Annotated in this window: 12 protein-coding genes; 11 read left to right on the top strand and 1 reads right to left on the bottom strand. The window is 62.3% G+C overall.

Features of this window, described 5'->3' with window-relative positions; translation table 11 throughout:
- Nucleotides 1–180: 180 nt before the first annotated feature.
- From gap to ACIPZG_RS01440, 6 genes are all read left to right on the top strand, one after another.
- Nucleotides 181–1,182 carry a type I glyceraldehyde-3-phosphate dehydrogenase gene (gene gap / locus ACIPZG_RS01465; RefSeq protein ID WP_400709469.1) on the top strand — a complete coding sequence of 334 codons (1,002 nt, stop codon included), beginning with the start codon at nt 181–183 and terminating at the stop codon, nt 1,180–1,182.
- Nucleotides 1,183–1,407: 225 nt separating this feature from the next.
- Complete coding sequence (locus ACIPZG_RS01460) at nt 1,408–1,920, top strand: RNA polymerase sigma factor (RefSeq protein ID WP_008094228.1); 513 nt, start codon at nt 1,408–1,410, stop codon at nt 1,918–1,920.
- A gap of 90 nt (nt 1,921–2,010) precedes the next feature.
- Nucleotides 2,011–2,973 (top strand): FecR family protein, encoded by a 963-nt coding sequence (locus tag ACIPZG_RS01455; RefSeq protein ID WP_400709466.1) that lies wholly within the window; start codon nt 2,011–2,013, stop codon nt 2,971–2,973.
- Between the two features lie 126 nt (nt 2,974–3,099).
- A complete protein-coding gene (locus ACIPZG_RS01450) occupies nt 3,100–5,688 on the top strand; it encodes a TonB-dependent receptor (RefSeq protein ID WP_400709463.1) in 2,589 nt (862 codons plus the stop codon).
- A 183-nt stretch (nt 5,689–5,871) separates the two neighbouring features.
- Complete coding sequence (locus ACIPZG_RS01445; RefSeq protein WP_400639165.1) at nt 5,872–6,465, top strand: biliverdin-producing heme oxygenase; 594 nt, start codon at nt 5,872–5,874, stop codon at nt 6,463–6,465.
- A 54-nt stretch (nt 6,466–6,519) separates the two neighbouring features.
- Nucleotides 6,520–6,933, top strand: coding sequence for a YbaN family protein (locus tag ACIPZG_RS01440; RefSeq protein WP_400639164.1), 414 nt, complete (start codon nt 6,520–6,522; stop codon nt 6,931–6,933).
- Here the strand turns inward: ACIPZG_RS01440 and arcD (ACIPZG_RS01435) are convergent.
- Nucleotides 6,913–8,340: an arginine-ornithine antiporter gene (gene arcD, locus ACIPZG_RS01435; protein ID WP_400709460.1), complete on the bottom strand. Its 1,428-nt coding sequence runs from the start codon at nt 8,338–8,340 to the stop codon at nt 6,913–6,915. The genes ACIPZG_RS01440 and arcD (ACIPZG_RS01435) overlap by 21 nt on opposite strands.
- Nucleotides 8,341–8,771: 431 nt before the next feature.
- Between arcD (ACIPZG_RS01435) and arcD (ACIPZG_RS01430) the strand changes: the two genes are divergently transcribed.
- The 5 genes from arcD (ACIPZG_RS01430) (at nt 8,772) to ACIPZG_RS01410 (ending at nt 14,002) form a co-directional block, all read left to right on the top strand.
- The gene (arcD, locus tag ACIPZG_RS01430; protein WP_400709457.1) at nt 8,772–10,199 is read left to right on the top strand and encodes an arginine-ornithine antiporter; all 1,428 of its coding nucleotides are present in this window, start codon (nt 8,772–8,774) and stop codon (nt 10,197–10,199) included.
- A gap of 33 nt (nt 10,200–10,232) precedes the next feature.
- The gene (gene arcA / locus ACIPZG_RS01425; RefSeq protein ID WP_400709454.1) at nt 10,233–11,486 is read left to right on the top strand and encodes an arginine deiminase; all 1,254 of its coding nucleotides are present in this window, start codon (nt 10,233–10,235) and stop codon (nt 11,484–11,486) included.
- Between the two features lie 69 nt (nt 11,487–11,555).
- Nucleotides 11,556–12,566: an ornithine carbamoyltransferase gene (locus tag ACIPZG_RS01420; RefSeq protein ID WP_400709451.1), complete on the top strand. Its 1,011-nt coding sequence runs from the start codon at nt 11,556–11,558 to the stop codon at nt 12,564–12,566.
- A 73-nt stretch (nt 12,567–12,639) separates the two neighbouring features.
- A complete protein-coding gene (arcC, locus tag ACIPZG_RS01415) occupies nt 12,640–13,578 on the top strand; it encodes a carbamate kinase (RefSeq protein WP_008094245.1) in 939 nt (312 codons plus the stop codon).
- A gap of 55 nt (nt 13,579–13,633) precedes the next feature.
- Entirely contained in the window at nt 13,634–14,002 is a 369-nt protein-coding gene (locus ACIPZG_RS01410; protein WP_400709448.1) for a DUF5064 family protein, read from the top strand.
- Nucleotides 14,003–14,121 lie beyond the last annotated feature (119 nt).

The following is a 14,121-nucleotide window of genomic DNA, read 5'->3' as shown; positions in this document are numbered from 1 at the left end:
CCCGGTGCAACGGCGCAGAGGGATCGCCCGACCACTCGTTGTATGTTTAAACAAAATACTGCCAGTAAAAACGCTTGTTTTCTATCGCTCAGTGAATAATCTTGTAATTCCAACAACAAAACCGTTTCAGTGAAGCTACTTTGTGCCACAGGTTTCACTCGGACCGCCAGAGGTACTGCCATGACCCTACGCATCGCCATCAACGGATTCGGCCGCATCGGGCGCAACATCCTGCGCGCACTGTATACCCAAGGCTACCGCCAGGACCTGCAGGTCGTCGCCATCAACGACCTGGGCGATAGCGCGATGAACGCCCACTTGCTCAAGTTCGACAGCGTGCACGGCACATTCGCTGCATCGGTCGAGTCCGATCACGAGAGCCTGACGGTGAACGGTGACCGCATCGCCGTGAGCGCCATTCGCAACCCGGCCGAACTGCCCTGGAAGGCCGAGGCGATCGACGTGGTGTTCGAATGCACCGGGCTGTTCACCGACCGCGCCAAGGCGGCCGCGCACCTGGCGGCGGGGGCCGGCAAGGTGATTGTCTCGGCGCCGGCCAAGGGTGCCGACGCCACGGTGGTGTACGGGGTCAACCACGACATCCTGCGTGCTTCGCACCAGGTCATTTCCAGCGCCTCGTGCACCACCAACTGCCTGGCCCCGATCGCCCAGGTGCTGCACCGCGAGTTCGGCATCGAGCAAGGTTTGATGACCACCATCCACGCCTATACCAATGACCAGGTGCTGACCGACGTTTACCACGGCGACCCGTACCGTGCCCGCTCCGCCACCCAGTCGATGATCCCCAGCAAGACCGGCGCCGCCGAGGCCGTGGGCCTGGTGCTGCCTGAGCTGGCCGGCAAACTGACCGGCATGGCGGTGCGGGTGCCGGTGATCAACGTGTCGCTGGTCGACCTCACCGTCAACCTCAAGCGCGAGGCCACCGCCGAGCAGGTCAACCAGCTGTTCCTGGAGGCCAGCCTGCACTCCAAGGTACTCGGTTACAACGCCTTGCCGCTGGTGTCGTGCGACTTCAACCACAATCCGCTGTCGTCGATCTTCGATGCCAACCACACCCGCGCCAACGGGCGGATGCTCAAGGTGCTGGCCTGGTACGACAACGAGTGGGGTTTCTCCAACCGGATGCTGGATAACTGCCTGGCGTTGTGTAGCGCTCGCTGATACCCCGTAGCTGTTGTTGTAGGAGCGGCCTTGTGTCGCGAAAGGGCTGCGGAGCAGCCCCAGGATTTTTGCAGCGCTGCTGATATCTTGGGGCCGCTCTGCGGCCCTTTCGCGACGCAAGGCCGCTCCTACAGACAATCTTTACCTTTTCCTAACACATCCAGGCTTGACCAACAGGCAAGATGATAAGCATTATCATTCACCTTTCGTCGGCCAGGTCCCCTTGTGAGTCAGTCCCGGTTCAATTCCGTCTTCCTCGTCCAGCGCCTTTCCCTGCTGCGTACCCTGCAGCGCATGGTGGGCAACCCCAGCACTGCCGAGGACCTGCTGCAGGAAACCTACCTGCGGGTTTCCCGTGCCCTTGGCGAACGGCCTATCGAGCACCTCGAACCCTTCGTGTTCCAGACTGCCCGCAACCTGGCCCTGGACCATTTGCGCACGCGCCGGGTGCAATCGCGCATGCTGGTCGACGATGTGCCCGACGAGGTCCTGCACAATGTCGCGGCACCGCTTGGCAGCAGCGAAGACGCCGCGCATGCCGAACAGCTGCTCAAGCACCTGAGCGTCAGCCTCAACCAGCTGACCGAGCGCCAGCAGCGGATTTTCATCCTCAGCCGCCTGCACGGCGCCAGCTACCTGGAAATCGCCGAACAACTGAAGGTTTCGGCCAGCACGGTTCAGAAGGAACTGAAACTGATCATGGCCATTTGCATGGGCGTGGCCGACCGCCTCAAATGAGCCGACCGTTGGCCGCCTGAGTGAGCCGAAGCCCTTGCCACACTGCGCCTTAGCCTTGATCATTCGAAAAAATCAATTCAAGGACTCCCCGTGACCGACAGCCCCGTCACTCGCCCGTCTGCCGCCGGGCCCGACGCCCGCGCCCGTGCGATGGATGAGGCACTGGACTGGCTGGTTCGCCTGCAATGCGCCACCGACGCCGATACCCTGGCCTTCGAACAGTGGCTCAGCGCGGCACCGGAAAACGCCGAGGCCTACGTCGAGGCCGAGGCCTTGTGGAACGGCACGCCCCTGCGCCAGGCCGCCACGCAGATGCACCAAGGCCGGCGCAAGTCCCTGCGCGGGCGGCTGCGCAGCCATTGGAAACCGCTGGCCACCGCCGCCGTGCTGCTGGTCGGGCTGCTCACCTTCGGCAACCTGCCGGTGCGCCTGCAAGCCGACCACCTGACCGTGGTAGGCGAACGCCAACGCTTGCAGCTCGACGATGGCGCCAAGGTGCTGCTCAACACCAACTCGGCATTCGCCAGCGACCTGCGTGAAGGCCGCCAGGTGGCGCGCCTGCTGCAAGGCGAGGCGTATTTCCAGATCGCCGCCGGCGGGCAATTGCCGCTGGAAGTGCAGGCCGGCCCCCTGCGCGCCCAGGTACGCGACACCGATTTCGCCGTGCGCTACCTCGATGGCGAGGCGCAGGTTCGCGTGCAACGCGGTGACGTCGACCTGCAAGCGGACAGTGACCAGCGCATCCGCCTCAGCGCCGGCGACAGCATCAGCGTCGGCCCCCAAGGCTTCGGCCAGCGCCAGCGCGCGGACATGCACAAGGACCTCGCCTGGGTCGATGGCCGCCTGGTCTTCGAAAACTGCCCGTTGAGCCAGGTACTGGCCGAAGTGCGCCGCTACTACCCCGGTTGGATCATCAACCGCAACAGCCACCTCGACGACATGGCCGTGACCGGCAACTACCGCCTCGACCAGCCGCTGGAGACCTTGCGCGCCCTGGCTCACATCACCTCGGCGCAGCTGCACGAATATCCGGCCGTGGTCATCCTCAACTGACCTGAATATTATTTTTACGCGATCGCGCTACCCCGCCCGTCTCGTTATAGCCAATGCAACTGATTCTTGTTTCAAAACAGGAACAGTCATCACCTATAACAGTTCGCGCGTCAGGGAGCGCTTTCGATGTCCACAGGTCCAACTCGCCCGTCCCCCCGTACCCGCCGTACAGGGCAACTGTCTCTGCTGACCCTGGCCCTGCTCGCCAGTGGTGCCTGCAGCCTGCCGGCGCTGGCCGCCGAACATGCCCAAGCCAGCAGCCCGCGCATGGGTGACTACCGCTTCAGCATTGCCCAACAGCCCTTGGTCGAGGCGATCAATGCCTTTAGCCAGGTCACCGGTTGGCAGGTTGGCTTCAGCGCCGAACTGGCCGACGGCGTGGCGTCACCCGGCGTGCAAGGTTCGCTGTCGCCGGAGGCGGCACTCAAGCGCCTGCTGCAAGGCACGGGCCTGGGCTATCGCAAGATCGGCAACGGCAATGTGGTGCTCGAGCGCCAGTCAGCGGGCAGCGTTATCGCGCTGCAGCAGATGACCGTCAGCGCCACCCGTAGCGCCCAGGACGTAAGCCAGGTGCCCAGCACCGTCAGCGTGCAGACCCGCGAGCAACTGGACCGGCAGAACGTCAACGACATCAAGGATCTGGTGCGTTACGAGCCCGGTGTGTCAGTGGGTGGCGTGGGCCAGCGCAGCGGCCTGAACGGCTACAACATCCGCGGCATCGACGGCGAGCGGATCCTCACCCAGGTCGATGGCGTGTCGATCCCGGACAGCTTCTTCTACGGCCCCTACGCCCAGACCCAGCGCAACTACGTCGACCCGGAAATCGTCAAGCGCGTGGAAATCCTCCGTGGCCCGGCCTCGGTGCTGTACGGCAGCAACGCCATTGGCGGCGCGGTGAGCTACTTCACCCTCGACCCGGACGACATCATCAAGCCTGGCAAGGATGTGGGTGCGCGCCTCAAGACCGGCTACAGCTCGGCCGACGAAAGCTGGCTGACCTCGGCCAGCGTGGCCGGCCGCCAGGGCGACTTCGACGGCCTGCTGCACCTGAGCCAGCGCAACGGCCACGAAACCGAATCCTATGGCGAGCACGGTGGCACCGGCCTGTCCCGCACCGAAGCCAACCCTGAAGATGTGCGCACCACCAACGTGCTGGCCAAGCTGGGCTGGAACTACGCCGACGACGCGCGCCTGGGGTTCACCTACGAGCGCTACAAGGATGACCGCGACCAGAACATCCTCAGCGCCGTGGGCGGCCCGTTCATTCCAGGATTCGGCGCCATGAACTCCTACCGCATGCGCCAGGGCAACGACACCGTCACCCGCGAGCGCTTTGGCATCAACCACGAGTTCGGCCTCGACAGCCTGGTCGCCGATCACGTCAAGTGGAGCCTCAACTACCAGATCGCCAAGACCGACCAACGAACCGATGAGCTGTATGTCGCCTCGGGACGGCAAGTGTTGCGCGATCGCCAGACCACCTACAAGGACCGCCAGTGGGTGTTCGACGCCCAGTTGGACAAAGCCTTCAACATCGGCCAGACCGATCACCTGCTGACCTACGGCACAACCCTCAAGCATGAAGAAGTGACCGGCTCACGCAGCGGCACCGGCACCTGCGTGGCCATTGGCGGTGGCTGCACCGCCATCGGGCAGGACAGCCCGCGCGACGGCCAGGCGCTGGTCAGCGACTTCCCGGACCCGACGGTCAACACCTACAGCCTGTTCGTGCAGGATGAAATCCGCTGGAACAACTGGACCTTCCTGCCAGGTGCCCGCTACGACTACACGCGCATGGAGCCGAAGTTCACCGACGAGTTCCTGCGCGGTATCCAGGGTTCGGGCACAGCGCCCAGCAACCTCGACGAATCGGACAAGAAGTGGCACCGCGTGTCGCCGAAGTTCGGCCTGACCTACGCCTTCAACGACAACTACACCTGGTATGGCCAGTACGCCGAAGGCTTCCGCACACCGACCGCCAAGTCGATGTACGGCCGCTTCGAAAACCCGGGCCTGGGCTACAGCGTGCGCGGCAATCCGGACCTGGAGCCGGAGAAGAGCAAGAGCTACGAAACCGGCCTGCGCGGCAACTTCGATGCCGGTAACTTCAGCGCCGCCGTGTTCTACAACAAGTACCGCGACTTCATCGACGAAGACGCCGTGCAGTCGGCCAACCTGGGCACCACCTTCCAGGCCAACAACATCAAGCACGCCACCATCAAGGGCGCCGAGGTCAAAGGCCGCCTCAACCTCGACCACTTCGGTGCACCGCAGGGCCTGTATACCCAAGGCTCGATCGCTTACGCCAACGGCCGTAACGACGACAACGGCCAGCCGCTCAACAGCGTCAACCCGCTGACCGGCGTATTCGGCCTGGGCTATGAGCAGCCGAATTACGGCGGCCTGCTGAGCTGGACCCTGGTCAAGCGCAAGACCCGCGTCGACGACACCACCTTCTTCGCCCCCGATGGCGCCAGCTCGCAGTTCCGCACGCCCGGTTACGGCGTACTGGACCTGAGCGGCTTCTACAAGGTGACCGACGACGTCACGGTCAATGCCGGGCTCTACAACCTGACCGACAAGAAGTACTGGCAGTGGGATGACGTGCGCGGCTACGACGGCCAAGGCGAGGCCGCCGTGACCCAGCCGGCCAACCTCGACCGCCTGACCATGCCGGGGCGCAACTTTGCCATCAATGTGGTGTGGGATATCTGATCTGAGCTGAATCACGACGTTCAGCGCTGGCCCTATCGCGGATAAATCCGCTCCTACAAGGCGGTTTATCCCGTAGGAGCGGATTTATCCGCGATAGGGCCAGCGCCGAACTTCTTTTTTTACTGTCCCCACCCCGCTGTTTCGTCTTGTCACTAGACGCCCTCATTTTCCAAGGACACCCCCATGACCGACCGCCCTGCCCTGCGCTCGCAACGCCTCAACCAGGTCACCCACGCCCCGCACACCGAGCTCGACGCCCTGGTCAAGTCGCACAAGCCGTTCGACAGCCGCGAAAGCTTCGCCCGTTTCGTCGTCGCCCAGTACCTGTTCCAGTCTGAGCTCCAGGCCCTGTACACCGACCCGCAGCTGATCGCCATCGTCCCCGACCTGGCCGAGCGCTGCCGCGCCGAGCAGGCCCGCCTGGACCTCGCCGACCTCGACACCGAAGTCCCGGCAGCGGTCCCCGGCGCCCTGCAGAAACCGAGCCTGGGTGAGGCATTGGGCTGGATCTTCGTCTCCGAAGGCTCCAAACTGGGCGCTGCGTTTCTGATCAAGCGTGCCGTGGCGCTGGAGTTGTCGGACAGTTTCGGTGCCCGTCACCTCGGCGAACCGGCCGGTGGTCGCGCCGAAGGCTGGAAGCAGTTCACCCGTATCCTCGATGGCCTGGCGCTGTCGGCCGAAGAAGACGCTGCTGCCGAACGCGGTGCAGTCGCTGCCTTCGAGCGCTTCACCGAACTGCTCAAGCATGCCTACGCCGCAGACGCCGCGCTGGCCTGACACGCATCACCCGGCCGCCCCTCCGGTGGCCGGACCGTTCTACGCAGTGAGCCCATGACCCGACCTGCCCGCTCGAAACTGTCGCGCCTGCTGTACGGCATCCTGGCCTACGTGAGCCTGGGCATCGGCCTGGTGGCGATTGTCATCCCCGGCCTGCCGACCACCGAATTCATCCTGCTCGCCGCCTGGGCCGCGACCCGCAGCTCGCCGCAGCTGTCGGCCTGGCTGGAGAATCACCGGTTGTTCGGGCCGATCCTCCATAACTGGCGCAACGGCAAGGTGATCCAGCGCCGGGCCAAGGTCAGCGCGACCGTCAGCATGCTGCTGTGCGCAGGCTTGATGCTGACGTTCCTCGAACATCACTGGCCGGTGTTCCTGGCCATCGCCGGCATGACCCTGGGCAACCTGTGGATCTGGTCCCGTCCGGAACGGCCATGCCCTGCCGTGTCACAAGCTCAACAGCCCTGAATACAGCAAGTAGGCGGCCAGCACCGCACCGGCCAGCACCGCCGCGAAAATCAGCTTCTCCCAGGTGGTGAACAGGGGCTGGCCCTCCTCGCGCTTGGCCCGGGCGAACAGGATCACCCCCGGCGCGTAAAGCAACGCTGACAACAGCAGGTACTTCAGGCCGCCGGCGTACAACAGCCAGATGGCGTAGATCAATGCGATGGCGCCGATGAGCAGGTCCTTGCGCCGCAGCGCCGGCTGCTCGGCGTAGCTCTCACCGCGCACGGCCAGCAGCACCGCATAGGCAGCCGACCACAGATAAGGCACCAGGATCATCGACGACGCCAGGTAGATCAGGCTGGTGTAGGTGCCCGCCGACACCAGGGTGATCAGCAGGAAGCCCTGGATCATGCAGTTGGTCAGCCACAGTGCGTTGGCCGGCACATGGTTGGCGTTTTCCTTGGCCAGGAAGCGCGGCATGGTCTTGTCCCGCGCCGTGGCGAACAGGATCTCGGCGCACAGCAGCGCCCACGACAGCAGCGCGCCCAACAGCGAAATGGCCAGGCCGATACTGATCAGCAAGGCGCCCCAGGGGCCGACGATGTGCTCGAGCACCGTGGCCAGTGACGGGTTCTGCAGCCCAGCCAGCTCCGGCTGGGTCATCACCCCCAGCGACAGCACGTTGACCAGTACCAGCAGCGCCAGCACGCCAACAAAGCCGATCACCGTGGCCTTGCCCACGTCCGAGCGGCGCTGCGCCCGCCCGGAATACACACTGGCGCCTTCGATACCGATGAACACGAACACCGTCACCAGCATCATGTTGCGCACCTGATCCAGCACATTGCCGAACTGCGGGTTGCTCAGGCCCCAGATATCGCGGGTGAAGATGTCGGCACGGAAGGCGAACGCTGCGATGACGATGAAGATCAGCAGCGGCACCACCTTGGCCACGGTGGTGACCTGGTTGATGAACGCGGCTTCCTTGATGCCCCTGAGCACCAGAAAATGCACCGCCCAGAGCAACAGCGAGGCGCAGCCGATGGCGACCGGTGTGTTGCCCTCACCGAAAATCGGAAAGTAAAAGCCCAAGGTGCTGAACAGCAGCACGAAGTAGCCGACGTTGCCCAGCCAGGCGCTGATCCAGTACCCCCAGGCCGAGGAAAAGCCCATGTAGTCACCGAAACCGGCCTTGGCGTAGGCATACACCCCCGAGTCCAGCTCAGGTTTGCGGTTGGCCAGGGTCTGGAAGACGAAGGCCAGCGCCAGCATGCCGACCGCGGTGATACCCCAACCTATCAGCACGGCACCGGCATCGGCGCGTGCTGCCATGTTCTGCGGCAGCGAAAAGATCCCGCCACCGATCATCGAACCGACCACCAGCGCGATCAATGCACCAAGGCGCAGCTTTTGTCCTGGTTCGCTCATGGCGCTCCTTTTTTCCTGTGTTGTCATACGTTTGAAACAGCCTCGGGGGCCATATGAGTACGCTTGCTTATATAAAAGCTGATTATGAAGGCAAAGCGCTCATAACTGCTTTATCTATCGACCCTACCTGTAAAAATTAGCAGCTATGAAGCAACTAGAAAAGAAACTGATAAAACTCAATATTCTTGTCAAAAATTTGCGAAAGCCCCAAAAACGGCTAGCTTCAGACATCGCGGGCGCAACAGAGCGTTTGCTCTAGAAGGACATGGAGGTGCCGGTGCATAAGGCCTGCAGCAGAGCTGTCGGCACTCTCCAGGAGTTGCGTGAAGGAAATTTCCTACATCACGCGACCATGAACTGATCTAGGTCATGTCATGGCCTCGGCGTCGGAACTAATCTGTCGTCAACTTTCTCCTGGCAGGAGTTGTTAAATGTCTGATTCGTCCGGAAAACTAAAACTCGGCGCTCTAGTTGCACTTGTCGTCGGTTCAATGATTGGTGGCGGGATCTTCTCGCTTCCGCAAAACATGGCAGCAAGCGCCGGTGTCGGCGCGGTGCTGATAGGTTGGGGTATTACGGCAGTCGGCATGCTGATGCTGGCATTCGTGTTCCAGACCCTGGCCAACCGAAAGCCTGATTTGGACGGCGGGGTGTATGCCTACGCCAAGGCCGGCTTCGGTGACTACATGGGCTTCTCTTCGGCCTGGGGCTACTGGATCAGTGCCTGGCTGGGCAACGTCGGCTACTTCGTGTTGCTGTTCAGTACCCTCGGCTACTTCTTCCCGATCTTCGGCGAAGGCAATACCCCGGCGGCCATCATCGGCGCCTCGGTCCTGCTCTGGGCAGTGCACTTCCTGGTGCTGCGCGGTATCAAGGAAGCAGCGTTCATCAACCTGGTCACCACGGTAGCCAAGATCGTACCGCTGGTGCTGTTCGCGTTGATCTGCCTGTTCGCCTTCAGGCTCGACATCTTCACTGCTGACATCTGGGCCACCGGTACACCGGAGCTGGGCAGCGTGATGAATCAGGTTCGCAACATGATGCTGGTCACCGTCTGGGTGTTCATCGGTATCGAAGGCGCGAGCATCTTCTCGTCACGGGCGGAAAAACGCTCTGACGTGGGTAAGGCCACCGTCATCGGCTTCATCACCGTGCTGCTTTTCCTGGTGCTGGTCAACGTGCTGTCGCTGGGCGTGATGACTCAGCCAGAGCTGGCCAAGCTGCAGAACCCATCCATGGCTGCCGTGCTTGAGCACGTGGTCGGCCACTGGGGTGCGGTGCTGATCAGCGTCGGCCTGATCATCTCGCTGCTCGGAGCCCTGCTGTCGTGGGTGCTGCTGTGCGCCGAGATCATGTTCGCCGCCGCCAAAGACCACACTATGCCGGAGTTCCTGCGCCGCGAAAACGCCAACCATGTGCCGGCCAATGCCCTGTGGCTGACCAACGCCATGGTGCAGATCTTCCTGGTCATCACCCTGTTCTCCAGCAGTACCTACCTGTCGCTGATCTACCTCGCCACCTCGATGATCCTGGTGCCTTACCTGTGGTCGGCGGCCTATGCGTTCCTGCTGGCCATGCGCGGCGAAACCTATGAGCAAGCTGCGAAAGAGCGCAGCAAGGACCTGCTCATCGGCGCCATCGCATTGATCTACGCCATCTGGCTGCTGTATGCCGGCGGCATGAAATACCTGCTGCTCTCCGCCCTGCTGTATGCCCCGGGCGTGATCCTGTTCGCCAAGGCCAAACATGAAATTGGCCAACCGATCTTCACCAACGTGGAAAAACTGCTCTTCGCAGCCGTTGTCATCGGCGCCCTGGTAGCGGCCTATGGTCTGTACGACGGCTTCCTGACCTTGTGATCCCACGTATTCGCACTAATGGAGGAATGAACAATGTCCACTGAAAAACAGAAGTACGGTGTCCACTCCGAAGCAGGGAAGCTGCGCAAGGTGATGGTTTGCTCGCCGGGACTGGCGCACAAGCGCCTGACGCCGAGCAACTGTGATGAATTGCTGTTCGATGACGTGATCTGGGTCGACCAAGCCAAGCGTGACCATTTCGACTTCGTCACCAAGATGCGCGAGCGCGGTGTGGATGTGCTGGAAATGCACAACCTGCTGACTGATATCGTGAAGGACAAAGCGGCACTGAAGTGGATCCTCGACCGCAAGATCACGCCTGATACCGTAGGCGTGGGCCTGACCAACGAAGTACGCAGCTGGCTCGAAGGTCTTGAGCCACGCCAATTGGCCGAGTTCCTGATCGGCGGCGTCGCAGGCCAGGACCTGCCGACAAGCGAAGGCGCCGACGTGGTCAAGATGTACAACGACTACCTGGGCCACTCCAGCTTCATCCTGCCACCGCTGCCCAACACCCAGTTCACCCGCGACACCACCTGCTGGATCTACGGTGGCGTGACGCTGAACCCGATGTACTGGCCAGCGCGACGTCAGGAAACCCTGCTGACCACCGCCATCTACAAATTCCACAAGGAATTCACCGACGCTGAGTTCCAGATCTGGTACGGCAGCCCGGACGAGGAACACGGCAACGCCACCCTCGAAGGCGGTGACGTGATGCCGATCGGCAAGGGCATCGTGCTCATCGGCATGGGCGAGCGCACCTCGCGCCAGGCCATTGGCCAGCTGGCACAGAACCTGTTCGCCAAGGGCGCGGTCAAGGAAATCATCGTCGCCGGCCTGCCGAAGTCCCGCGCAGCCATGCACCTGGACACCGTGTTCAGCTTCTGCGACCGCGACCTGGTCACGGTCTTCCCGGAAGTGGTGAAAGAGATCGTGCCGTTCATCATCCGCCCGGACGAGAAAAAGCCTTACGGCATGGACGTGCGCCGCATCAACAAATCGTTCATCGAGGTGGTTGGCGAGCAGCTTGGCGTCAAGCTGCGGGTGGTCGAGACCGGCGGCAACAGCTTCGCCGCCGAGCGCGAACAGTGGGATGACGGCAACAACGTGGTGGCCGTGGAGCCTGGCGTGGTCATCGCCTACGACCGCAACACCTACACCAACACCCTGCTGCGCAAGCAGGGGATCGAGGTCATCACCATCAGCGCCGGCGAGCTCGGCCGGGGCCGTGGCGGCGGCCACTGCATGACCTGCCCGATCGTCCGCGACCCAATCGACTACTAACGTCCATACGCCCGGCCGCGCCCACGAAGCAGCGGCCGGGACCCTCACCGAATTCAAGGAGAAACTGTCATGGCGTTCAACATTCATAACCGCAACCTGCTCAGCCTCGAACACCACACCACCCGCGAGCTGAAGTACCTGCTGGACCTGTCCCGCGACCTCAAGCGCGCCAAGTACACCGGCACCGAGCAGCAGCACCTGAAGGGCAACAACATCGCCCTGATCTTCGAGAAGACCTCGACCCGCACCCGTTGCGCCTTCGAAGTCGCCGCCTATGACCAGGGTGCCAACGTCACCTACATCGACCCCAACTCCTCGCAGATCGGCCACAAGGAAAGCATGAAGGACACCGCCCGCGTGCTCGGGCGCATGTACGACGCTATCGAGTACCGTGGCTTCAAGCAGGAAATCGTCGAAGAGCTGGCCAAGTTCGCCGGCGTACCGGTCTTCAACGGCCTGACCGACGAGTACCACCCGACCCAGATGATCGCCGACGTGCTGACCATGCGTGAAAACAGCGACAAGCCGCTGCACGACATCAGCTATGCCTACCTGGGCGATGCCCGCAACAACATGGGCAACTCGCTGCTGCTGATCGGCGCCAAGCTCGGCATGGACGTACGCATCGCCGCACCGAAGGCCCTGTGGCCACATGACGACCTGGTCGAGCGCTGCAAGAAATACGCGGAAGAAAGTGGTGCACGCATCACCCTGACCGAAGACCCGAAAGCGGCGGTCAAAGGCGTTGACTTCGTGCACACCGACGTCTGGGTATCGATGGGCGAGCCGATCGAAGCCTGGGGCGAGCGCATCAAGCAGCTCAAGCCTTACCAGGTGAACAAGGAGCTGATGAAGTCCACCGGCAACCCTCGCACCAAGTTCATGCACTGCCTGCCGGCGTTCCACAACTCCGAAACCAAGGTCGGCAAGCAGATCGCCGAACAGTACCCTGAGATGGCCAATGGCATCGAAGTGACCGACGACGTCTTCGAGTCGCCAGCCTGCATCGCCTTCGAGCAAGCGGAAAACCGCATGCACACCATCAAGGCGATCCTCGTCTCGACCCTGGCCGACCTCTGACAGCGCACCTCGCCCCCCTTGTGGGGGCGAGCTGCTTTCCCCTCTTCTGCTCTTTCTGCATAGGACATTCCCCATGCGTATCGTTGTTGCATTGGGCGGCAACGCCCTGCTGCGCCGCGGCGAACCCATGACCGCTGACAACCAGCGCGCCAATATCCGCACCGCCACCGAGCAGATCGCCAGGGTTCACCCCGGCAACGAACTGGTCATCGCTCACGGCAACGGCCCGCAGGTTGGCCTGCTGGCCCTTCAAGGGCTCTCCTACAAGCCTGACGAAGCCTACCCGCTGGACGTGCTGGGTGCCGAAACCGAGGGCATGATCGGTTACATGATCGAACAGGAACTCGGCAACCTTCTGCCCTTCGAAGTGCCGTTCGCCTCACTGCTCACGCAAGTCGAGGTCGACCCTAACGACCCTGCCTTCCAGGACCCGACCAAGTTCATCGGCCCGGTCTACGAAAAGGAAGAGGCGCTGCGTCTGGCGGCTGAAAAAGGCTGGAAAGTCAAACCCGATGGCGACAAGTACCGCCGTGTGGTGGCCAGCCCCAAACCGATCCGTATCTTCGAGATCAAGCCGATCACCTGGCTGCTGGAACGCGGCACCGTGGTGATCTGCGCTGGCGGGGGCGGTATCCCCACCATGTACGACCCTGACAAAACCAAGCGCACATTGAAAGGTATCGAAGCGGTCATCGACAAAGACCTGTGTTCGGCACTGCTTGCCCGGGAACTGCGCGCAGACCTGCTGGTGATCGCCACCGACGTCGATGCCGCGTATATCGACTACGGCAAGCCTACCCAGAAAGCCATCGCCGAAGCGCATCCGGACGAGCTGGAGCGCCTGGGCTTTGCGGCGGGCTCCATGGGCCCGAAAGTCCAGGCGGCTTGCGAGTTTGCCCGCTTGACCGGTAGGGTTGCGGTGATTGGTTCGCTGGAGAACATCGAAAAGATCGTTCAAGGCACTGGCGGCACGCGTGTCAGCATTGCCAAGCCAGGAATCAGCTACCGTTGAATGCAGTTGGCGGGCTACCGTAGCCCGCCATTTTCACTTTCCAAAGGAGCCTGCCATGGCGACGTATGAGCCAGGTCATGTACATATCCAGCGTGCCGCGCTTAACCCGGCTGACCACAGTTACGACCTGAACATCGACTATGAAGCGACTACGGATGCCAAGGAAGGTCGGGGCATCCAGTTCCGCATGCATGGCAGCATCGAAGGCAAGGCGGTGGACGAGAAGTTCTTCCTGCCCAAGGACCAGGCGCTGCCCAGCTTCCTGATGGTGCTGAGCCGCAAGGCCCAGGCCCACCTCGCTGCGCCCAAGAAGTTCGAAAACCTAAGCTCCCCGCACAAGATCTACGACCATATGTTCGAAGACATCCGCGAAAAGCTGGATGTGAAATCCGGCGACCCGATCAAGAACGAAAGTCCCGAATGAATTCATCGCCGGCAAGCCGGCTCCCACAGGTACAGCGCTGAAACCTGTGGGAGCCGGCTTGCCGGCGATTGGGCTTCACCCATGAGCCAAGGCATACTACTGCCCTCCCCCGGCCATGA

This window comes from Pseudomonas sp. NPDC089395, from assembly GCF_044749525.1.
GTDB lineage: Bacteria > Pseudomonadota > Gammaproteobacteria > Pseudomonadales > Pseudomonadaceae > Aquipseudomonas.
The sequence above is the reverse complement of the archived record's forward strand: the minus strand, read 5'-3'. Positions and strand labels throughout refer to the sequence as shown.

What these genes read in the sequence shown, in the direction of transcription:
- ACIPZG_RS01420 (WP_400709451.1), top strand. Translation starts at nt 11,556, where the DNA reads ATGGCGTTCAACATTCATAACCGCAACCTGCTCAGCCTCGAACACCAC.
- arcA (WP_400709454.1), top strand. Translation starts at nt 10,233, where the DNA reads ATGTCCACTGAAAAACAGAAGTACGGTGTCCACTCCGAAGCAGGGAAG.
- ACIPZG_RS01450 (WP_400709463.1), top strand. Translation starts at nt 3,100, where the DNA reads ATGTCCACAGGTCCAACTCGCCCGTCCCCCCGTACCCGCCGTACAGGG.
- arcC (WP_008094245.1), top strand. Translation starts at nt 12,640, where the DNA reads ATGCGTATCGTTGTTGCATTGGGCGGCAACGCCCTGCTGCGCCGCGGC.
- ACIPZG_RS01440 (WP_400639164.1), top strand. Translation starts at nt 6,520, where the DNA reads ATGACCCGACCTGCCCGCTCGAAACTGTCGCGCCTGCTGTACGGCATC.
- ACIPZG_RS01445 (WP_400639165.1), top strand. Translation starts at nt 5,872, where the DNA reads ATGACCGACCGCCCTGCCCTGCGCTCGCAACGCCTCAACCAGGTCACC.
- gap (WP_400709469.1), top strand. Translation starts at nt 181, where the DNA reads ATGACCCTACGCATCGCCATCAACGGATTCGGCCGCATCGGGCGCAAC.
- ACIPZG_RS01410 (WP_400709448.1), top strand. Translation starts at nt 13,634, where the DNA reads ATGGCGACGTATGAGCCAGGTCATGTACATATCCAGCGTGCCGCGCTT.
- arcD (WP_400709460.1), bottom strand. Translation starts at nt 8,340, where the DNA reads ATGAGCGAACCAGGACAAAAGCTGCGCCTTGGTGCATTGATCGCGCTG.
- arcD (WP_400709457.1), top strand. Translation starts at nt 8,772, where the DNA reads ATGTCTGATTCGTCCGGAAAACTAAAACTCGGCGCTCTAGTTGCACTT.